Origin of the sequence: Janthinobacterium aestuarii (assembly GCF_046113285.1) — a bacterium.
Taxonomy (GTDB): Bacteria; Pseudomonadota; Gammaproteobacteria; order Burkholderiales; family Burkholderiaceae_D; genus Janthinobacterium.
The window spans coordinates 5100768-5121881 of the sequence record NZ_CP142524.1; the positions used below are offsets into that span (position 1 = coordinate 5100768).

Genomic DNA, 21114 nt, shown 5'->3' on the forward strand with positions numbered 1-21114 from the left:
ACAAGGCATCCTCTCGATCCACTTTGCATACGCAAAATAAACAGAATGACACATCGGAACATATTGAAACGGACTGGTCAATAAAATTAGAAAAACTGTTCTGTTGGCGCAACACTTCAATTTATACAAAAAATAGGCGAACAGAAGCGCATCCAGGCTGAATGAAAACACTCGCGGACGATAATCAAATTTACTTGGAATGCCTGCAAACAGTGGCTTTGCACCAATGGCAGCAGAATGCTGCAGGAAGAGTTGTTTCTAAAAAAGATGAATATAAAAAGCCCGGAAAATAAATGACGCGCAAGACGAAATTATTTTACGGGACGAGGTCGGATATATTGCACATCCATCCCGCAATAAATCAATCAGATTTTTTCAGGACAGTTCCATATAAAAACAAATCTCTCGTCATCATCTCAAAAATAAATCCCGCATTCCATTGAGGACGCGACAGCGGCAAGAGGCAGCGCTGCTCATTTCCTTCAATGCGTGCGAAGCAAAGATACAGAATTGCACCTGCAAGAAACAAAACACTATCAAATCACACGCAATGGCAAGGCGTCAACAAAATCAAGCAGCCACAACAAAAAAGCAACACAAATTACGGGGAAAATTTGGCCCCGATTTGCACGCCCCAACAAGGGGCGGCGGATGCACCAGCAACGCGCCGATTTTGCACCAGTTTGTAGCAGCCAGGAAACGCCGCCATATCGCGCCACGGCACGGTGGCGACCATGCGAACAGACGGCACTGCCGCCTGTTACACCCCCGAAAAAAGTCCGGGTAAACGAAGCAGTGAACGATGTGGAGGTAAAATAGCGCCCGGATGCCGTCACGCGGCACCGCACACTCTCCGCTAGATACGGAGCCCGGCAATTTTTAAAAATACACACCATGTTGCGACTCAACGAAGTAAAACTCCCCCTCGAACACGACGAAGCGGCCCTGCCCGCCGCCATTCTGGCGCGCCTCGGCATTGCCGCGGATGAGCTGCTCGGCTTTACCGTCTTCAAGCGCAGCTATGACGCGCGCAAGCGCAGCGCCGTGGTGTTGATTTACTCGCTGCACGTGGACGTCAAGAATGAAGCGGCCGTGCTGGCGCGCCTGGGCCACGATATCCACCTGATGCCCGCGCCCGATACCGACTATAAATTCGTCGCCGGCGGCGAACAGCTGGCCGGCCATACCAATGAACCGCGCCCCATCGTCATCGGCACGGGCCCCTGCGGCCTGTTCGTGGCGCTGATCCTGGCACAGATGGGCTTGCGCCCCCTCATCCTGGAACGGGGCAAGCAGGTGCGCGAGCGCACGGTCGACACCTTCGGTTTCTGGCGCAAGCGCGAACTGAACCCGGAATCGAACGTGCAGTTCGGCGAAGGCGGCGCCGGCACCTTCTCGGACGGCAAACTGTACAGCCAGATCAAGGATCCCAAGCACTACGGCCGCAAGGTGCTGACGGAATTCGTCAAGGCCGGCGCGCCCGAAGAAATCATGTACGTGAGCAAGCCGCACATCGGCACCTTCCGCCTGGTCAAGATGGTGGAAGAAATGCGCGCGAATATCGAACGGCTGGGCGGCGAATACCGCTTCAGCAGCAAAGTGGTCGATCTCGACATCGAGCCGGGCAGCGATGGCGGCCAGGTGCGCGGCGTGGTGCTGGACAATGGCGAAACCATCGCCAGCAACCACGTCGTGCTGGCCATCGGCCACAGCGCGCGCGACACCTTCGAGATGCTGCACCGCCGCGGCGTGTACATCGAAGCGAAACCGTTCTCGATCGGCTTCCGCGTGGAACACCCGCAATCGTTGATCGACAGCTGCCGCTTCGGCCCCAGCGCCGGCCACCCTATCCTGGGCGCGGCCGACTACAAGCTCGTGCATCACGCCAGCAACGGCCGCTCCGTCTACAGCTTTTGCATGTGCCCGGGCGGCACGGTGGTGGCCGCCGCCTCGGAACCGGGCCGCCTGGTGACGAACGGCATGAGCCAGTACTCGCGCAACGAGCGCAACGCCAACAGCGCCATCGTCGTCGGCATCACGCCGGCCGATTACCCGGGCGACCCGCTGGCCGGCATCGCCCTGCAGCGCGAGCTGGAGGAGCGCGCATTTGCCTTGGGCGGCGGCAACTACGATGCTCCAGGACAATTGGTCGGCGACTTCGTGGCTGGCCGCGCCTCGACCGAATTCGGCAGCGTGGTACCGTCGTACAAGCCGGCCGTGCATCTGACGGACCTGGCGCCCTCCTTGCCCGAGTACGCGATCACGGCGCTGCGCGAAGCGTTTCCGGCGTTCAACAAGCAGATCAAGGGTTACTACAAGGCCGACGCCGTGCTGACGGGCGTGGAAACGCGCACCTCGTCGCCGATCCGCATCAAGCGCCGCGACGACGACTTGCAAAGCCTGAATACACGGGGCCTCTTTCCCGCAGGCGAAGGCGCCGGCTATGCGGGCGGCATCCTGTCGGCGGCCGTTGACGGCATCAAGGTGGCCGAGGCGGTGGCGCTGTCGATGGCGGCGCGCCGCTAGGCCGCGCCCTCCCCATACTGCGGCGGGACGAAAAAAAACCGGCACTGAGTTCACAGTGCCGGTTTTTTTATGCCTGCTCCCGCTCTTTAAAACTTGTACGAGGCATTCAGGTAGCCGGTACGGCCGCGCGGATCGTAATAGCGGTCGTCATAGCCGAATTGCTGGCCGCGGTTCGCGCCGGACGTCGATGGCACGAATGGCGGACTCTTGTCGGTCAGGTTCAGCACGCCGGCGGTGAGGACCCAGCTCTTGCTTGGCGTCCACACCGTTTGCCAGTCGAGCGTCGAATAGAAACCGACCTGCATGCGGATCTTTTCCTGGCCCGTCACGGCGCCCGAAGCGTCAAGCACGTCGACCGACGTTTCCTGGTCCTTGTAGCCGGACAGGAAGTTGACCGTCAGCGAGTTGGCCCAGTTGCCCGTTTTCAGGGTATTCGTCCACTGGCCACGCGTGCGGAAAGTCACCGTCCCCAGATCGGCGAAGTTGCCCAGCGCCGAATAATACTTGCCGCCGCGTTCCAGCTGCACATCCTCGCGCAGCATTTGCGTCGCGTTCAGCTGCGACGTGAACAGGCCAATGCCGGAACGGTAACGGGCGCTGATATCGATATCGACACCGGTGGCAAACGACTTGCCCAGATTCTGGTTGTCCGCCAGGAAGGCCAGGTAGGTGGTACCCGTGCCCACGTCCTTGTTGACGCCCCAGGATTTCGGGAAGTTGGACGGATTGCCGAATACCAGCTGTTCGGTCAACTGACCGAAGGAATCGCGGATCTGCACATGCCACAGGTCGGCGCCCAGGGTAATGGCGCTGATCGGCTCGTAACGGAAGCCGATGGTCGCCTGTTTCGATTTCTCAGGCTGCAACTCGCGGTTGCCGCCGGCCAGCTGGTCGTACTGGCGATTGCCTGGCTGGCATTGTGCGTTCAGACGCGTGGCGATCGCCTGCAGTGCCGGCGTGCACGTGTACTTCTCGCTGGTGACACCATAGCCGCGCTGCAGGGCGTTGACTTGCGGCACTGTCGGTGCGTGGAAACCGTTGCCGACAGAGCCGCGGATCAGCAAGGTGGGTGCCGGCGTCCATTTAAAACTGGCCTTGGCCGTGGTGGCGCCACCGAAGTCCGAGAATTCATCGAAACGCAAGGCCGCGCCCAATTCCAGCTCTTTCAGCACAGGCGCGATGACTTCGCCAAAAATGCCCTTCGACGTACGGCTGGCGCTGTACGGCTGGCTGCTGGCCGCATCGCCGAAACGCTGGTCGCACTCCAGTCCTGTCGTGCCGCCGCACAAGGTGCCCTTCACGGGGTCGGCCAGGATGCCTTGCGCAAACGGACTTGGCTTCGCGGAGAATTCTTCGCGATTGATGTTGACTCCCATGCCCAGCATCATCGCGCCGCCAGGCAGTCGGCGCAGTTCCGTCGAGCCATTCAGGTTAATCGTTTGCAGGCGCGAAGTGCCGCCATCCCAGTAACCGGTGTACGCGGCAGCCTTGATGGCTTCCTGTGCCGCGGTGGACTGCTTGCCCGGGCCGACGAAGGGATCGAGCAGGCCGCTCGATGTGAGATTATTGACAGCAATGGCACCAGGATAGCCGGAAATACTGCCTTTTACGCGGCTTTCGGAAAAGTTATAAGCAGCGTTATAGTCCCAACCGGCCAGAATGCCGCGCGTGCCGACCACCACACTGGCAAAATCGGCCGTATCTTTCGAGGTACGCTGGCCCATGTCGAACAGCCGGTAAAAAGCCGTGCTGTCGCCGGTAATACCAGCTGGCACTAAATACTTGTCATGCAGCGGCGTGCCTGCATCGACAGCGATCGCCCCAGGCACGGGGGCGATACGCGAAGTTTGTTTCGTGCGTGACAGCAATACGTCCGCATACACTTCCTGGCCGGCGATCTTGAAGGTGCCCGATGCCATGAAGTTGTCACGCTTGCGCTCCGGATAGATTTCCAGGTCCTTGGTGAAGTCGTAGCCGCAGTAGTCATCGACCAGGCCGCTGCCGTCGTTATACGGTTCGATCACGCGGAACGTCTTGTCCGGGCAGGAGCCGTTGGCCTTCTGGTAAGGGCTGATCAGCTGGCCATTGTCATCGGTGGCATTGGCCGGAATCGGGCTGGCCGAAAACTGTTGCTTCTGATAGCGCTTGCCATTGGCCGAGAATTGCACCTTGCCCGTGCTGGCGAACTTGCGGTCGACGGAAGCGAGCTTGTCGCGCTCGTCGTGGCCAAAGGTCAGCACCACGTTGTAGCCATCTTCGTCCAGGTTGCCAAAACCCTTGGTGGCGCTGAGGCGTTTCTCACGCGCACCGTTTTTTGGTGCGGAGTAGCCGATGGACACATCACCGATCGTCGTATCGTGCTTGGTAATGAAGTTGACCACGCCGGCGATCGCATCGGCACCGTACAGGGCGGAGGCGCCATCGGTCAGCAGTTCCACACGCTCGATGGCCGAGATAGGGATCGAATTCAAGTCGAAGCCAGCGGCGAAACCCGTCAGCGTCTGGCCGCCGAACTGGGCCAGGCGCTTGCCGTTCAGCAAGACGAGCGTACGCGTCTCCCCCACGTTATGCACGGAAATACCGGAGAAACCGAAGGTGCTTCCCCCAACCGAGGAACTTTCGCTCGTGGCACCCTGGGCGGAAGAGAGCTTCTTGACCAGATCGGTGACCGAAGTGGCGCCCGATGTGCGGATGGCTTCGGCGGTCAGCACGGTGACCGGCAAGGCGCCTTCGGCAGCGATACGCTTGATCGACGAACCGGTGACTTCAACGCGCTGGATTTGCGCATCGGCGCCCTGCGCATCTTGTGCTACCGCAGACTGCGAGGCAACGGACAAGGCCGCTGCCATACCACCGGCGCAGACGATGCGAACTGCACGAGAGATGACGGTTTCTTTAAGCATGGTGAACCCTTTTTCATTTGTACGGTTATATATGACTCCGGATTTGTTACCCGGATTACACTCGTTCATCTAAAGGAAACGCCTCGCACGGCACCGGATCAGGCGCCGTGAAGTTCGCTGGGACACGTGTACAGAAATGGAACTAGGCAACTAAAAGTCAACTAGACAACTACATAGAATCACGGCAAGAATATGAGTGTCAACAGAACTCAACATGCGTATGGCGTACATACAACATATGAAAAGCAGGGGCGACAAGGGATAAGGCGCGCTCGCGGCTAGCCGCGAGGCCATGCGGCATCAGCTGGCCAGCGGCAGCCTGATTTGTATATGACAGCCGGGAGTGCAGTCGATCGCGCACACCTGGCCGCCCAGTTGCTGCACGATGGTGTAGACAATGTGCATGCCCAGGCCGGAGCCGCCCTGGCCCCGCTTGGTGGTGAAGAACGGTTCAAACATGTGTTCGCGCACGGCCGGCGCCAGGCCGATACCGTCATCGGAGAAGTCCAGCAGCAGCCAGCGCCCGGCGGCGTCTTCCCCCTCCTCCTCGATGCGCGCGCGGATCGTGATGCGCCCCGGGCCGCCTTGCGGATAGCCATGGCGGGCGCTGTTCATCAGCAGGTTCGAGAGGATTTGCGACAGCTTGCCGGCCGCCAGGCGTACCTGGCAATCGGGCGCGATATCGAGTTCCACACCCAGCGCCGCCTTGCGCAGTTCCGGGCTGTGCGCCGACACCAGGCCGTGCACATAATCGTGCAGCGCCAGGTCCGCCACGTATTCGCTGACCTGGTCCACGGCCAGCTGCTTGAAATTGCCGATCAGGTCGGCGGCACGCGCCAGGTTGCGCTCGATCAAGGCCGCCGCGCCTTTCAGGGATTCGGCAATGTCGATCAGTTCGGTGCGGCTGACCTTGGCGCCGCCCAGCAGCTGCACCAGCTGGTCGGCATAGCTGCCCATGCTCGACGCGGCTGTCAGCGCCACGCCGATGGGCGTGTTGACTTCATGCGACACGCCCGCCACCAGCGAGCCGAGGGCCGCCATCTGTTCCTGCTCGATCAGATTGGCCTGCGCCGCCAGCAGCGACTCGGTGCGCACGCGCACGATTTCTTCCAGCTGTTGGGTGCGCTCCTGGTGCTGCAGCTCGGCCGCGCCGCGCGCCGAGAAGATCGACAGCAGCAGCAAGGCCAGCAAGCGCTTGTTTTCATCGATGGGACGCGTGTCGATGGCCGACAGGATGCCCAGGGTCTTGCCATCGGTATCGATCAGCGGCATGCCGACATAGCTTTCCGCATGCATGTCGACCAGGAGGGTATCGAGTGGAAAGCGACGCTGGATATCGCTGCCGTGAAAACACATGCTCTGGCAAGTCACGTCCTGACAAGGCGTGTGCTGCAGGCTGTATTCGATATTCGGCTGGTAGTCATCGCCGCCCCACAGGGCCAGGGTGCGGATGCCTTCGCTGCCATCGTCCATGCGCACCAGCCGCCCGGCGATCACATAGTGCACGTCGAGCGCTTCGGCCAGGTCCTTGACGAGGATGCGCAGGAAGTCGTCGCCACGGGCGTGCGCCGTCGAGGCGGTGATCGAGCGCAGGGCCGCTTCCGCCAGGGTGCGCCGCTGCTCGGGATCGAACAGGGGTTCTTGCGAATTCACATCGAACAACGGAATACTCATGAATGCTCCTGCGCAGCACGGGAAGCGCAGGCAAAGCTGCCGGCGCGGCGATCCTCAGCAAAGGCCCTGGTCAGGGGACTTGCCGCGATTGTACCCCTGGCTATTGTTTAATAATACAGATACGCAGGAAATTTTTATAGCCAGCCGGAACGCTTGAACAAGTAATACATATAACCGCAGACACAGCTCATCACTGCCACGGCGGCCGGATAGCCATAATGCCAGTCCAGTTCCGGCATGAACTTGAAGTTCATGCCCCAGATGCCGGCAAATGCGGTAAACACGGCAAAGATAGCCGCCCAGGCCGCCAACTGCTTGTTCACTTCGCTCTCGTCGATGGCCACCATCGACAGATTCACCTGGATGGCCGTGCTGATCGTATCGCGGATGGTGTCGAGCGTGCCGTTGATGCGCGCCAGATGGTCGTGCACGTCGCGGAAATACTCCTGGGTATCGTGGCACAGCGGCGGCACGCGCCCGCCGTGCAGCTTGCCCACCGCTTCCATCAGGGGCGCCACCACGTGGCGCAAGACCATGACCTTGCGTTTCAATTGATACAGCCGTTCGATATTGTCGCGCTCGGTGCCACGGTCGAAGATACGGTCCTCGATCAGCTCCAGCTCCGATTCGAGCGCGTCGAGCACGGGAAAGTAACGGTCGACGACCGCGTCCATCAGCGCGTACAGCACGAAGGCCGAGCCCTGGCGCAGCAGATGCGGTTCGCGCTCGGCACGCGCGCGGACACCGAGGAAACCTTGCGAGCTGTTGCTGCGCGACGAAAGCACGTAATTGGCACCGACAAAGATATCGACTTCGCCCAGCACCAGTTCATTCTCGACCATTTCCACGGTTTTCACCACGGCAAACAGGGAATCGCCATATTCCTCGATCTTCGGACGCTGGTGGCCCCGCTGCGCGTCTTCCACCGCCAGTTCGTGCAGGCAAAACTCGTGCTGCATCTGTTTCAGCTCGTCCGGCGTGGCGTCGAGCAGGGCCACCCAGACGAAGCAATCGGGGCGCTCGACGTAATCGCTGATATCGTCGATCGGCAAGTCGGCCAGTTTTTTGCCATCCTGGTAGGCCACGCAGTTTATAAGCATACAGTTCCACAATCAAATGAAGACCGGACGAAACAGTCCGGCAGGCGTCAGCTTACCTTATCGCCTGCTGTGGGTGTTGTGGCGTGCAAGGAACACCGCAAGAAAAAGCGGACGGGAGAGTCCCCGTCCGGCAAGGCGTCAATCGTCCTTGGCGCCGTCGATGCCCAGTTCGGATATCTTGCGGGTGATGGTGTTGCGGCCGATGCCCAGGCGCACGGCGGCGTCGTTCTTGCGCCCGTGCGTATGCTTGAGCGCCGTCTTGATCAGGGCCGATTCGAATTGCCGCCCCAGCACGGCCATGACTTCCTGCTGTCCCGCGCCCAGCATGCCGGCCGCCTGCAATTCCAGCAAGCCGATCCAGCCCGGCGGCGCGCCGTTGGCGGGCGCGGCCGCTTCGAAGACCTGGCCGCCCTGCTGGTGAGCAACAGCTGGCGATGCAGTCTCGCCCGCCGCAGCGGTGGCGGCGCCATCGCCCTGCCCCTGCGTCAATTCCAGCGGCAAGTCCTTGATTTCCACCGTCTGGCCCGGCGCCATGACGGTGATCCAGTTGCACAGGTTTTCCAGCTGGCGCACATTGCCGGGCAAATCGAGGCTGCTGAGGAACTGCATCGTCGGTTCGCTCATGCGTTTGGCTTCCACGCCCAACTGGCGCGCACTCTGCACCAGGAAGTGGCGCACCAGGATGGGGATATCCTCGCGCCGCTCCCGCAAACTGGGCAGGCGCAGGCGGATCACATTCAGGCGGTGATACAAGTCTTCGCGGAACAGGCCGTCGCGCACGCGCTGCTCGAGGTTCTGGTGCGTGGCGGTAATGACGCGCACGTTCGCCTTCATGGGCTGATGGCCGCCGACGCGATAGAAATGGCCGTCGGACAGCACGCGCAGCAAACGCGTCTGCAGGTCGAACGGCATGTCGCCGATTTCATCGAGGAACAGGGTGCCGTTCTCGGCCTGCTCGAAGCGGCCCCGGCGGGTCGTCTGCGCGCCCGTAAACGCGCCGCGTTCATGGCCGAACAGTTCGGACTCGAGCAAATCCTTCGGGATCGCCGCCGTGTTCAGGGCGATGAAGGGCTGCGCCGCGCGCGGGCTGTGCTTGTGCAGCGCGCGCGCCACGAGTTCCTTGCCGGAACCGGATTCGCCCGTGATGAGCACCGTCACATTCGATTGCGACAAACGGCCGATGGCGCGGAAGACTTCCTGCATGGCCGGCGCCTGGCCGAGGATTTCCGGCGTTTCCGACGGGCCCGATTCGACGCTGGTCTCGCGCAGGCTTTCTTCCAGCGCGCGGCGGATCAGCTCGACGGCCTTGTCGATGTCAAACGGCTTGGCCAGGTATTCGAAGGCGCCGCCCTGGAAGGCCGCGACGGCCGAATCGAGGTCGGAAAAAGCGGTAATAATGATGACCGGCAGGCCGGGAAAGCGCGACTTGACCGTCTGCAACAGTTCCAGGCCGGACGCGCCCGGCATGCGGATATCGGACACGAGCACTTGCGGCGTGTCAAATTCCAGCGCGGCGATGGCGTCGCGCGCATTGGCAAAACTCTTGGTGGCGAGATTTTCCCGCGCCAGGGCTTTTTCCAGCACCCAGCGGATTGATTCGTCGTCGTCAACTATCCAGATTGGCTTCATTAGTGTGTGCGTCCCGCAATGGATTTCATGGGTGGGATACTGCCTCGCTTATGGCAAGGGGAGAACGATCCTGAAATCGGTGTATCCAGGCCGGCTTTCGCACTCGATCACGCCCAGGTGCTGTTGCACGAAGGTTTGCGCCAAGGTGAGCCCCAGACCGCTGCCGCCTTCCCTGCCCGACACCAGCGGGTAGAAAATCCGGTCGCGGATCTGGGGTGCGATGCCCGGTCCATTGTCAATGATATGCAAGTCTAATGCCAGGTTGTAGCGGACCTTGGCCAGGGTCACCTGGCGCGCCACGCGCGTCTTGAAAATCAGCTCCGCATCGCCCGCTTCGATGCGCTCGGCCAGCGCTTGCGCCGCGTTATGCGCAATGTTGAGCACGGTCTGTATCAGTTGCTCCTTGTCGCCGCGAAACTCGGGAATCGAAGCATCGTAATCGCGCGAAATGGTGAGTCCGCTGGGAAACTCGGCCAGGATCAGGCTGCGCACGCGCTCGCACACTTCATGGATATTCACGTCGCCCACGATGTGCGGGCGGCGGTGCGGCGCCAGCAGGCGGTCGACCAGCGTCTGCAGGCGGTCCGCTTCCTTGATGATGACTTGCGTGTACTCGCGCAATTCGCTCAGGTGCAGGGCCGGCAATTCCAGCTCCAGCAGCTGGGCCGCGCCGCGGATGCCGCCCAGCGGGTTCTTGATTTCATGCGCCAGGTTGCGGATCAGCTCCTTGTTGACCTGGCTCTGGTCGAGGATGCGCTCCTCGCGGTCGAGTTTCAGCTGCTGCACGTTTTCGCGCAGCTCGATCAGCACGCCGTCGCGCGGTGCGTCGAGGGCGCTGACGATGCTGTGCACGCGCAGCGGCTCGCGCCCCAGGCGTTCCAGGCTCAGGTCCTGGCGCAAATCGGAAAATTTATGTTCGAGCGCCTGCGCGCAGATGCCGGCCAGCTCCTCGGGATTGAGGAACAGCGCCATCAGTTTTTGCCGCGACAGCGCCTTTAATGAGCTTTCCAGCAGGTTTTCCGCCGCCGCGTTGGCATAGCTGATGCGGCCGTCGCCGTCGAGCAGAATCACGGCCGAAGCGAGCAGATCAAGGCCTGCCAGGTGGGCCGGGCGGCTGGAATGGTTGTCTAGTGTCATGTGCTTTACCGAATATTCGCGATCTCGCGTTTCAGGGCGTCTATATTTTGCTGCGTGCGGCTGATGTTGTCCTTCAACTGCGCCACCCGTTCCTGGTATTTCGCATAGTTGCGCTCATTGCCCTGGCGCTCGGGCTGCCCGCCGTTAAATTCCAGGCGCTGCGCCGCCAGTTTCTGCTCTTCGCTGCGCAATTCGTCCTGCAGGATCTGGCGCCGGTCCAGGTCGCGCGCGCGCTGCTCGGCGCCATCGACCTTGGGAAACGCGCCGGCGGCAGGCGCCGCCGTGACCGCCGCCTGTGTGGCGGGTCGGGCAGGCGCGCCTGCCAGCGGCGCCGTCTTGCGTGGCGGCTCCGTCAGGGCGCCCGGCAAATCGAGCAGCTGGCAATGCGCGCCAGCCCGCCTGTCCGTGTACGTCTTGTGTCCTTGCGCATCGGCGCACACATATAACTGCCCGTGCGCCTGTGCCGCCGCGCCCAGCAATCCTGCCATCAGCGCCATTCTGTAATGCTTGGTCAATCTCTACTCCTGTCGGCACATGCCGCATCGTTCCTGGGCCGACTATACAACAACGCACTGTGGCGCCATAACAAAAAACGCGGGCAAGACCATCGCCTCACCCGCGTTTTTTTATTCACTACCGGCACGTTGCCGGCGTGGCGCCATTACAGCGAGTAGTACATGTCGAACTCGGCAGGATGCGTGGTCATGCGCATGCGCTGCACGTCCTGCATTTTCAGTTCCAGGTAAGCGTCGATCATCGAATCGCTGAACACACCGCCGCGGGTCAGGAACTCGCGGTCCTTGTCCAGGGCTTCCAGTGCTTCTTCCAGCGAAGCGCACACGGTAGGGATCAGTGCGTCTTCTTCCGGCGGCAGATGGTACAGATCTTTCGAGGCGGCTTCGCCCGGATGGATCTTGTTGGCAACGCCGTCCAGGCCGGCCATCAGCAGTGCGGCGAAGCACAGGTACGGGTTGGCCAGCGGATCCGGGAAGCGCGCTTCGACGCGGCGGCCTTTTGGATTGGCCACGTGCGGGATACGGATCGAGGCGGAACGGTTTTTCGCCGAGTACGCCAGTTTCACTGGCGCTTCGTAGCCTGGTACCAGACGCTTGTACGAGTTGGTGCCCGGGTTGGTGATCGCGTTCAGTGCCTTGGCGTGCTTGATGATGCCGCCGATGTAGTACAGGGCGAAATCGGACAGGCCGGCATAGCCGTCGCCAGCGAACAGGTTTTTGCCATCTTTCCATACGGATTGATGCACGTGCATGCCCGAACCGTTGTCGCCAACGATAGGTTTCGGCATGAAGGTGGCGGTCTTGCCATAGCTGTGCGCCACGTTCCACACCACGTATTTCAGGTTTTGCGTCCAGTCGGCGCGCTCGACCAGGGTCGAGAACTTGGTGCCGATTTCATTCTGGCCGGCGCCGGCCACTTCGTGATGATGTACCTCAACCGGGATGCCCAGCGATTCGAGAATCAGGCACATTTCCGAACGCATGTCCTGGAAGCTGTCCACTGGTGGCACGGGGAAGTAGCCGCCCTTGACGGTAGGACGGTGGCCGCTGTTGCCGCCTTCGATGTCCTTGCCGGTCGACCAGGAACCTTCGTCCGAACCGATCTTGACGAAGCAGCCCGACATGTCGATCTTCCAGCGCACGCTGTCGAAGATGAAGAATTCCGGCTCAGGGCCGAAGTAGGCGGTGTCGCCCATGCCCGACGATTTCAGGTAGGCTTCGGCGCGTTTCGCGATCGAGCGCGGGTCGCGGTCGTAGCCCTTGCCGTCCGACGGTTCGATCACGTCGCACTGCATGAACAGGGTCGTTTCTTCCATGAACGGGTCGATATTGGCCGTGTTTGGATCCGGCAGCAAGATCATGTCGGACGCTTCGATACCTTTCCAGCCAGCGATCGAAGAACCGTCAAAGGCGTGGCCCGACTCGAATTTGTCCATGTCGAAGTGCGACACGGGAACCGTCACGTGCTGCTCTTTACCACGGGTATCAGCAAAGCGGAAATCAACGAATTTGACTTCGTTTTCTTCTACCATCTTCAAGACTTCTGCGGCTGTCATTGCCATGCGTATCTCCTAAATGAATGTGGGGTGAGCCGACCTTAGTGCGTCTGGGCTGATGAAGCGAAGCAAACATTGCGTGCCACCAAAACTCATAAGGATCATAGCAGATTCCATGCCAGCTTCAGAAGAGACCTGGCCGCCAGAGGCAAAAACCGGCTATCCCAATGAAAGTTTTCCCGCCCGCGATTTTCCTGCTGAGTTTGCGTCAAATCAAGAATGCACTATGCAAGTGCGAAAAACGAATAACGCACCATTATCGTGCATTTTGTGCGAATTTCTAAAAAATGCCTCGTTGTGGTGCATTGAGCGTGCAGCATGGCATTCCCGTTTGCGGGGCGCGGATGGCGCACTATAATCGACCATACCTGCCCACTTTCATCGAGGACGCCATGACTACCGCCGCCGACATCCTGACCACTGCCCGCAGCCGGGCCAATGAAGGTACGCCGTATGCCGGCGCCGTGACGCCGCAGGAAGCGTACGCGCTGCTGCAACTGGACGCAGCCGCCAAGCTCATCGACGTGCGCACGAACGCCGAGCGCGACTGGGTCGGCCGGGTCGACATCGCCGATACCCAGCATGGTGCGGTGCAGTGGGCCACCTACCCGGGCGGCGTGCCGAATCCCGATTTCCTCGCGCAGCTGGCGGCCCAGGCCGGCAAAGACGAGGTGCTGCTGTTCCTGTGCCGCTCGGGTGTGCGTTCGCGCCATGCCGCCAAGCTGGCCACCGAGCACGGCTATATCAACTGCTTCGACATCCTTGAAGGGTTTGAAGGCGACAAGGATGCGGACGGCCACCGCAAGCAGATCGGCGGCTGGTGCAAGGCCGGGCTGCCGTGGCTGGGCGCATGACGCTGGCCGCCTGACTATCTGAACAGTGTTTGATCTGGCGGGCCACGCGATGGTCCGCCATCGGCTACAACCATCCATGCGCGCCCGTTTTCTTCCATTGCGGCGCAAATTCTCCTTGAAATAATGTACCTTATATAGTACAACGTAGAGGTGCGTCATGGATGCTTCCGGCTTGCGGCAGATTACCCTGCTGTTCTATGCGAACGGCAATGGCGGCGAACCCGTGCGCGACTGGCTCAAGTCCTTGCCGCTTGAAGAGCGCCATGTGATCGGGCAAGACTTGATGCATGCGCAATGGCGCTGGCCCGTGGGCATGCCCCTGTGCCAGCATCTCGGGCACGGCTTGTCGGAGGTGCGCAGCAGCTTGCCCGGCAACCGCATCGCGCGCGTGCTGATCTGCCATCACGGCGATTGCCTGGTGGCGCTGCACGGCTTTATCAAGAAAACCCGGACGACGCCGGAAGACGACCTGGCGCTGGCCCGCAAACGCTACAAGGAACTGACATGAACGCCACCGCCCCCCATCTCGGCAGCAGCCTCGACGACTTTTTAAAAGAAGAAGGCATCTTCGAGCAAACGCAAACCCGCGCCATCAAGGAAGTGATCGCCTGGCAACTGACGCAGGCGATGCAGGAGCAAGCGATGTCGAAGACGCGCATGGCGGCCCTGTTGCAGACGAGCCGCTCGCAGCTCGACCGCCTGCTCGACCCCGGCAGCGATGTGACGCTCTCCACCTTGGAGCGGGCCGCCGCGCTGCTTGGGCGCAAGCTGTCGGTCACCCTCGTTTAAGCGAGTTAAGCGTTCAGGCCGCTTCGCCTGCCTCGGGATGCTCGCCCATCAAGGTCAATATGCGCTTGCGCACGAAATTGATATGGCTGCGCAAGCCATACAGGCCATCGGCAAACGACAGGGGAATCGAGATCTGGTTGACCATGTCCTCGATCTGGTCCAGCCGCTTCAATTGCTCCGCATACACCTGTGCGCGCTGCGCTTGCGGCACGTCTTCCAGCGCCTGCTCCACCGTGCGCAACTGGCCGTACCAGCGGTACACGCGCGAGCGGATGCGCCACACGTACAGGGGCGGCACCACGCGCGACAAGGGCAATATCAAGGCACCGAGCGCCACCACCAGCACCCACATGCGGTCGAAGAAATTAGCCAGCCAGAAACTCATATAGCGCTGCAGCACGGGCGCGCCATCCTTGTAGAATTTCAATGCTTCGGGCGCGACAGGAATTTCCGTGTAGCGCGCGGACGGGAATTGCCCCTGCTGCTGGAACCAGCCCGTGCCGCCGTGAATACTGGCCGCCGCCTGCACGAACAGGTCGACGAGGGCCGGATGCAAGTCTTCGCGCGCCACCAGGGTGGCCGTCGGCGCGATCAAATGATAATCCTGCGCCGGGATGTTTTTGCCCAGGTCGACTATGCCGCGCGGCAAGACCACATGTGTGAGGAATGGCAGGCGCCGCGTGTACGCCTCCGCTTGCGAAAAATCAAACAGCTTGATGCCCGGCGTTTGCAGCAGCATCTGAATCAGCGGCGCTTCCGGTGCCGAGCTGAACACCAGGCCGTCGATGCGCCCTTCCAGCAGCTCCACCGTGGCGGGCGTGTTTTGCAAGGCACTCACGGTCAGCTCGCTCGCTTCGACGCCATTCACGGACAGCAACTGCCGGAACAGGCTGGGCACGCCCGTGCCTTCCGGCCCCAGGTTGATCTTCATGCCCTTCAATTGCGTCAGTTCCGTTACCGCCTTGTCTTCGCGCAAGAACAGCCAGACGGGTTCCGTAAACAGGCTGCCCAGGGAGATGAGGCCATGGCGCTCGGCATCGGCGTGCTCGGTCGAGCCGCTTTGCACGAAGGCGATATCGGTCTTGCCCGCATTCAGGCGCTGCAGGTTTTCCTGCGAACCCAGCGATGGCTGCAAGGTCACCTTGATGCCGTGCCTGGCCAGGGTAGCCGCGTATTTCTTGCCGAACTCTTCATACGCGCTGTTGTCCTGCCCCGTCGACAGGCTCACCTGGCGCGGCGGCGCCGGGTCGACCAGCCAGTAAGCAAGCGCGCAGAATGCGCCGACGAGCAGCAAGGTGGGACCGGCAGTGGCGAGGAAATCGCGCACGGAAAAGCGGCTGAACGCGAGGATTTTGGACATGTGGTGGCGCATAGGTTTCATGGGTGGCTACGATGCCAAGAAAACCTCAACTATGCAAGGCACTTTCACATGCGCGGCCTGGCCATTTCCGCTACAGTGGCAGATCGATCACCTGCCCTCTGGAGCCCCGCATGCTGAAAATTCTTGGAAAAGCCGCCTCGATCAATGTCCGCAAAGTCCTGTGGACGTGCGAAGAACTCGACCTGCCCTACGAACGCGAAGACTGGGGCAGCGGCTTTCGCACCACCGACGACCCGGCTTTCCTGGCCCTGAACCCGAACGCCATGGTGCCCGTGCTGGTGGACGGCGACCTGGTGCTGTGGGAATCGAACACGATCTGCCGCTACCTGTGCGCGCAGGCGGGCCGCGACGACTTGCTTCCAAGCACGCCACGCGCCCGCGCGGAAGTGGAAAAATGGATGGATTGGCAAATGGGCGATTTGAACAACAGCTGGCGCTACGCCTTCATGTCGCTGGTGCGCCACAGCCCGGCCCACCAGGATGCGGCGCAGCTGGCAGCCGGTATTGCCGGATGGAACAAGATGATGGGCGTGCTGGAACAGCAGCTGCAGCGCACGGGCGCATTCGTCTGCGGCGAAGCGTTCACCCTGGCCGATATCGTGCTGGGCCTGTCCGTCAAGCGCTGGCTGATGGCTCCGATGCAGCGCCCCGATTATCCGGCCATCGCCGCCTATCGCGCGCGCCTGGAAGATAAAACGGCCGCGTTTGCCGGCTAGCAAGAAAAAACGCCAGCATGGAAGCTGGCGTTTTGCTCAATCCGCATACTGCCGGTTAATTCGTGCACTGCCTGGCCACGCCCTCGGCCGGCGCGGGTGGCTCGATCAGCGGCATCAAACTCGGCGCCAGCGACACCAGCAGTTGCACGGGCAAGGCGCTGGTGAAATCATAGTTCTTCGATTCCGGTCCCCGCACATACGCCGTCATGCTGCCGTAGAAGCGCTCGCCGATATTGAACACAAATGTCGCCGAGCGGTTCACATAGCGCGACTCGATCAGGCGGCCGCCGGCGCCATACACGTCGAAACGCTGGTCGCCCGTGCCCGTCTTGCCGCCCATCGGGATCGGCACGCCGTCGGCGCCGACGAATGCCGTCTTCGCCCGTTTCGCCGTACCGTCCGACACGACTTCGCGGATGGCCTTGGCGACGGCCTTGGCCACGTCCGGCGACAGCACTTGCTCCGCCTCCACCTTGCTGCCCCGCTTGACCATGGTGTCGTACGGCGTGTTGGCGGCGAAATGCATGGAATCGATGCGCACGCTCGGCTTGCGCACGCCATCGTTGATGATGATGCCCATCAATTCGGCCAGCGCGGCGGGACGGTCGGCCGACGCGCCCAAGGTGGTCGCATACGACGGCACCAGCGAATCAAACGGGTAGCCCATCTTCTTCCACTGGCGGTGGATTTCCAGGAAGCCTTCCACTTCCAGCAAATTGGCGATGCGGCGGTCCTGCGCATGCTTGCGGTGCGTGTTGAACAGCCATTTGTAGACTTCCTGGCGTTCCTTTTCGCTGGCCGCCACCATCTGCGTCAGGGTGGAACCTTCATGCTGGCGCAGATACGCCACCATCCACAGTTCCAGCGGATGCACATTGGCCAGATAACCGCGGTCGGCCAAGGACCAGTTTTCCATCGCGTACTGCTGGTACATCTTGGCGACGCGCTCGGGCGGCACTTCGTTTTGCGACGGCAGGTTGGCGTTGAGGAAATCGCCGAATTCCGCCACCGTGCCCTTCGGGTTGACGGTCCGGAAGATGTTCGCCAGGCGCACGGGCGTCGGGCGGATGCTGGCCAATAAAATCTTTTCCTGCTCGTCGACGCTCTTGCCGCGGTACTTCTGATAGAAGCGGTGCAGGAATTCGCGCCCTTCCTTGTCGGCAAAGCGGCTCAGGTACTGGGCGCGGCGCGGATCGTCCGCGTCCGCCAGCAGCGAGGCCGAAGAATCGGGACGCGAGAACATGTAGTAGCGGGCCACGTCGCGCATCAGGCGCACGAACACCAGGTTGGTCGACTGGCGCAGCGCCTGCTGCACCGTCATGATGCGGCTGTCGTCGAGCTTGGAGAAGTTGCCGAAATGGTGCAAGCCGCCGCCCGTGAAGAAGCCTTCGCCCGGATTGCCCGAATATTTGCGTTCCATGGCGGCCGCCAGCATGGCCGGCAAGTTGCGCGCTTCGCCGAGAGGCAAAGGTTTCAGGTAAGCAATCGCCCACTGAGACAGCATGTCCTTGGGATCGACGGCAATCTTGCCCAGCTCGGCGGCGCCCATGCCGCTGTAGCGCTGGTGCAGCTGGTCGATGATGTCCAGGTACGTGACCAGGGTGCGCAGCTTGGCCGTGGAACCGAGGTCCAGCTTGGCGCCTTCGTTGATGTCGAGCGGCTGGTCAAAGTTATCCGTTTGCACGCGCAGCAAGTTGGCCTGCTCGCCCTTTTGCAGCAAGGTAAAACTGTAGACCACGTTGGCGGGGTCGCCATTGCCCAGCATGCCTTTGCCCGTCAGGCCCGCCGCTTTCGCCACTTCCGGGTCGCGCAGCTCGCGCAAGACCTTGGTGACGGCGTTTTGCGCCTGCGCGTCGAGCGTGCTGACCACTTTCAGGTCGAGGCGGTCGAGGTTGTACAAGCGCGGATCGCCGAGCATGGTGGCCAGGTGGTTGCGCACGGCATTCGAGGCCTTGCGCGTAACGAACGAGGTCGACGCTTCCGATTGCACGCCGGACGCCGTCGACGGACGCAGCTTCTCGGCGACGGCCGCATCGCGCAGCTGCGGCGAAATCACGCCCGCCTGCGCCAGCAAACGCAGATGGCTGTTGGTCAATTCTTCCAAGTCGGCGCCGCCGGCCACCAGATAATGGGAAGGACGGCGCTGCGCGATCAGCAGGCTCAGCGCCTGCTTGTAGGCCAGCGCGCTGCCCGGCTGGTCCATTTTTCCACTAAGCAAGGTTTTCACTTCGGCAAACGGACGGCCATACCAGACCCACATGCCGTCGCCGATGCCGTTGACTTCGCCAAAGCCGCTCTTTGCCGACAGCGGCACGGTATTCAAGTAATTGACGACAATCTTGCGCCGCGCTTCCATGGTGTTTTCGCCATCCTGGTATGAGCGCAGGCTGGCCGAAATCATCTGCAGCAGCTTGTCCTGCATGGAACTGGTGCGCCCGTCTTCCGAATGCCGGTATTTTTCGATCTGCGTGGCCAGCGTGCTGCCGCCGCCACCGCGGTGGCCGCCGAACAGGTTCAGCGCCTTGTCGAGGATCGCCTTGCTCAGACGGTCCCATTCCACGGCGGGATTGCGCTTGGGCGTGCCCGGGTCGAGCAATTCGCGGTTTTCGATGAACAGCAGGCTTTGCACGAGCGCGGGCGGCGCTTCGGCAAAGCCGTCGAACATGCGCTCGGGATAGCTGGCCGCGAACAGCGGCGCGGCGCGGCAATCGAGGATGGTCAGCCCGGCGCGATTTTTCTCGTGATAGGTGGCAAAGATGCCACGGTCGACCAGCTGCACCATTTTCGGCGACATGCGCGCCTGCGCCGTGACGGCGTAGTCGCGCGCATTGAGTTTGGTGATGAAGTCGGGCAAGCTGGCATAGCCGAGCCGCTCGTCATACGGGCCGTGCTGCGGATAGCGGATGGCGCCCGCCGGTGCAGGGCCAGGCTCGACCTTGAACGCCAGCTGGCGGTCCAGGCGCGTGAAAAACTCTGCCTGCAGGGCCGACGTGCGCACTTCGCGCATGACGAACCACGCCACGCCGGCGATCAGCGCCAGCACGATGATGGCAAAGATCGGCCAGATGCGCGAACGGCGCTTCTTCGGCGGGCTCGCCGGCGGCGACGCCTCGGGAGCTGGATCAGAGGGGGGCCGCTCTTGCGCGGCCAGATTGACGCCTGTGTCTTTCATGGGATGCTGGGGTAAGGTTGGGTTTGGACGGCGCGGAAAAGGCGGCAGCGATGCCGCTCCGCGCAGGATAAGACGAGGGCCGGCAAGAGCCGGTCACAACAAAACTTGCTTAACATGATGTCCATACCGGTGAATCAAAAAAACACGCTACTGCACAGGCAGGCGACCGCGCGTGCGACACGCAAGGCCCCTGTTCACCATTCCACCACATCGGCATGAAAACGACTGACGAGCGCGCACAAAAATCTTGCTTCATTGAAGATTTTCGCAAAAAAACAACGTCTTGGAACGTACGCTGGCGTACATAGATGCATGGCGGGCTGGACGCCAGCGAAAAAGCCGCCGGCGCCGGACTGGCTGCATCTCAAATGGTGGTGTATTCCGCCTGCAAGGTATCGAGTGCGGCGCGCATCTCGGCAAAGGCAGCCGCCGCTTGCGCGGGCTCGCCCTTGACGCCCAGTTCGATATGCCGGCGCGTCTGCGCATCGCCCACGCTGGGCAGGCTGAACACCTTAATCAGCGGAAACTCCGCTTCCAGGCGCACCATCAGCGGCGTGAGCAAGGATTCGGCCGTTTCATACACGAGCAAGGCATGTTCCGCGTGCGGCACCTGGTTGAACAGGTGGGCGTAATGCGTGTCGAGCACCCATTCGATCATGGGCCAGGACATGACGGGAAAGCCCGGCACGAAATAATGTTCGCGCACGGCAAAGCCGGCAATCTTGTTGTACGGATTCGGAATCAGCTCGGCGCCCTGCACGAATTCCGCCATTTTCAGGCGGTGCAGGTTTTCCGGCGAGTTCAAATCGGCCGGCATGCCCGCCTCCTCGCCCATTTCCGTGATCCGCTGCTGGATATTGAGCTTGCCCTGCGGATGCAGCACCAGCGGCAAGCCCAGCGCATCGGCCGCCGCCTGGCGCGTATGGTCGTCCGGCGTGGCGCCGATGCCGCCAAAGCTGAAGACGATGTCGCCGCTGGCAAAGCTGCGCTTGAGCAAGGCGACCAGGCGGGCCGGCTCGTCGCCCACGTATTCCGCCCAACTCAGCTGCAAGCCGCGCTGCTTGAGCATGCTCACGACTTTCGGAAAATGCTGGTCCGTGCGCTTGCCCGACAGGATTTCGTCGCCAATGATGATCAATCCGATAGCCATGAAACTCCCTCG

Annotated in this window: 16 protein-coding genes; 6 read left to right on the plus strand and 10 right to left on the minus strand. The window is 61.5% G+C overall.

From position 1 onward, the window contains the following. Positions 1–510: 510 nt before the first annotated feature. Together OX462_RS22900 and OX462_RS22905 are read left to right on the plus strand one after the other, a co-directional pair. Positions 511–819, plus strand: a complete 309-nt coding sequence (locus tag OX462_RS22900) for a hypothetical protein (protein WP_139143724.1) — start codon at positions 511–513, stop codon at positions 817–819. Positions 820–894: 75 nt separating this feature from the next. Then, positions 895–2526 (plus strand): NAD(P)/FAD-dependent oxidoreductase, encoded by a 1632-nt coding sequence (locus OX462_RS22905; protein WP_409027136.1) that lies wholly within the window; start codon positions 895–897, stop codon positions 2524–2526. Between the two features lie 86 nt (positions 2527–2612). Here OX462_RS22905 and OX462_RS22910 read toward each other — a convergent pair whose 3' ends face one another. From OX462_RS22910 to glnA, 7 genes are all read right to left on the minus strand, one after another. Further along, on the minus strand, positions 2613–5429 hold the full coding sequence (locus OX462_RS22910) for a TonB-dependent receptor plug domain-containing protein (protein ID WP_230506618.1): 2817 nt from the start codon (positions 5427–5429) through the stop codon (positions 2613–2615). Between the two features lie 300 nt (positions 5430–5729). Beyond that, the gene (locus OX462_RS22915; RefSeq protein WP_121668575.1) at positions 5730–7103 is read right to left on the minus strand and encodes a GAF domain-containing sensor histidine kinase; all 1374 of its coding nucleotides are present in this window, start codon (positions 7101–7103) and stop codon (positions 5730–5732) included. 134 nt (positions 7104–7237) lie between these two features. Further along, positions 7238–8203: a magnesium/cobalt transporter CorA gene (gene corA, locus OX462_RS22920; protein ID WP_034760218.1), complete on the minus strand. Its 966-nt coding sequence runs from the start codon at positions 8201–8203 to the stop codon at positions 7238–7240. Between the two features lie 138 nt (positions 8204–8341). After that, positions 8342–9832, minus strand: coding sequence for a nitrogen regulation protein NR(I) (ntrC, locus tag OX462_RS22925; protein ID WP_409027137.1), 1491 nt, complete (start codon positions 9830–9832; stop codon positions 8342–8344). A 48-nt stretch (positions 9833–9880) separates the two neighbouring features. Beyond that, positions 9881–10969 (minus strand): nitrogen regulation protein NR(II), encoded by a 1089-nt coding sequence (gene glnL, locus OX462_RS22930; RefSeq protein ID WP_070219257.1) that lies wholly within the window; start codon positions 10967–10969, stop codon positions 9881–9883. Between the two features lie 5 nt (positions 10970–10974). Then, positions 10975–11484: a DUF4124 domain-containing protein gene (locus OX462_RS22935; RefSeq protein ID WP_409027138.1), complete on the minus strand. Its 510-nt coding sequence runs from the start codon at positions 11482–11484 to the stop codon at positions 10975–10977. A gap of 146 nt (positions 11485–11630) precedes the next feature. Next, entirely contained in the window at positions 11631–13046 is a 1416-nt protein-coding gene (gene glnA / locus OX462_RS22940; protein ID WP_070219258.1) for a type I glutamate--ammonia ligase, read from the minus strand. 386 nt (positions 13047–13432) lie between these two features. Here glnA and OX462_RS22945 point away from each other — a divergent pair, with 386 nt between their 5' ends. The 3 genes from OX462_RS22945 (at position 13433) to OX462_RS22955 (ending at position 14683) form a co-directional block, all read left to right on the plus strand. Continuing rightward, positions 13433–13894: a rhodanese-like domain-containing protein gene (locus tag OX462_RS22945; RefSeq protein ID WP_070219342.1), complete on the plus strand. Its 462-nt coding sequence runs from the start codon at positions 13433–13435 to the stop codon at positions 13892–13894. 157 nt (positions 13895–14051) lie between these two features. Beyond that, complete coding sequence (locus OX462_RS22950) at positions 14052–14402, plus strand: type II toxin-antitoxin system RelE/ParE family toxin (RefSeq protein ID WP_409027139.1); 351 nt, start codon at positions 14052–14054, stop codon at positions 14400–14402. Then, positions 14399–14683, plus strand: a complete 285-nt coding sequence (locus OX462_RS22955; protein ID WP_076569079.1) for a helix-turn-helix domain-containing protein — start codon at positions 14399–14401, stop codon at positions 14681–14683. Before OX462_RS22950 ends, OX462_RS22955 begins: the two co-directional genes overlap by 4 nt. Positions 14684–14696: 13 nt before the next feature. Here OX462_RS22955 and OX462_RS22960 read toward each other — a convergent pair whose 3' ends face one another. Continuing rightward, positions 14697–16043 (minus strand): TAXI family TRAP transporter solute-binding subunit, encoded by a 1347-nt coding sequence (locus OX462_RS22960; RefSeq protein ID WP_409027140.1) that lies wholly within the window; start codon positions 16041–16043, stop codon positions 14697–14699. Positions 16044–16174: 131 nt separating this feature from the next. On the opposite strand from OX462_RS22960, the gene OX462_RS22965 reads away from it, so the two are divergent. Further along, entirely contained in the window at positions 16175–16780 is a 606-nt protein-coding gene (locus OX462_RS22965; protein WP_409027141.1) for a glutathione S-transferase family protein, read from the plus strand. A gap of 55 nt (positions 16781–16835) precedes the next feature. Here OX462_RS22965 and OX462_RS22970 read toward each other — a convergent pair whose 3' ends face one another. Together OX462_RS22970 and OX462_RS22975 are read right to left on the minus strand one after the other, a co-directional pair. Continuing rightward, a complete protein-coding gene (locus OX462_RS22970) occupies positions 16836–19952 on the minus strand; it encodes a transglycosylase domain-containing protein (RefSeq protein ID WP_409027142.1) in 3117 nt (1038 codons plus the stop codon). 364 nt (positions 19953–20316) lie between these two features. Then, complete coding sequence (locus OX462_RS22975) at positions 20317–21102, minus strand: competence/damage-inducible protein A (RefSeq protein WP_409027143.1); 786 nt, start codon at positions 21100–21102, stop codon at positions 20317–20319. Between the last annotated feature and the right edge of the window lie 12 nt (positions 21103–21114).